1 protein-coding gene and 1 pseudogene are annotated in these 522 nt (G+C 32.6%); one reads left to right on the forward strand and one right to left on the reverse strand.

All coding sequences use genetic code 11. The annotated features are described in order from the left end of the window. A pseudogene (locus J8281_RS18995) lies at window positions 1-346 on the forward strand (fructose-bisphosphatase class I); the annotation flags it as partial. Window positions 347-413: 67 nt separating this feature from the next. Here J8281_RS18995 and J8281_RS20020 read toward each other — a convergent pair. Further along, window positions 414-506: a T9SS type A sorting domain-containing protein gene (locus J8281_RS20020; RefSeq protein WP_371812643.1), complete on the reverse strand. Its 93-nt coding sequence runs from the start codon at window positions 504-506 to the stop codon at window positions 414-416. Window positions 507-522 lie beyond the last annotated feature (16 nt).

The raw sequence follows: 522 nt of genomic DNA on the forward strand, positions 1-522 counted from the left end.
TAAAGGCATAAAAAACTATATAAAATATTGTCAAGCCGAAGAAGGAGAGCGACCATATACATCTAGATATATTGGTTCTTTAGTTTCAGATTTCCATAGAAATATGATCAAAGGTGGCGTGTATTTATATCCTCAAGGTTCCAGAAACCCTAATGGTAAACTTCGATTGCTTTATGAATGTAATCCTATGGCTTTTTTAGCTGAACAAGCTAACGGAAAAGCAAGTGATGGCTTTACCCGAATTATGGATATAGAGCCTACGGAATTACACCAACGCGTCCCTTTTATTTGTGGAAGCATAAATATGGTAGATAAAGTTGAAGAATTTATGCGGGATGCACAATAAAAAAAGCAAATCGATAAAGATTTGCTTTTTAATAATTCCCTAAGAGGAATCTTGTTGAAATAGCAACTTAGTTTTTTACTATTTTAAAGGACGCACTGCCTGTATCAGTTTTTATATTCAAAATATAAATACCTTGATTCAAACTAGTTAAATCTAAAATATTTTTATGCCCTGTG

Origin of the sequence: Aquimarina sp. U1-2, from assembly GCF_017897595.1 — a bacterium.
Taxonomy (GTDB): Bacteria; Bacteroidota; Bacteroidia; order Flavobacteriales; family Flavobacteriaceae; genus Aquimarina.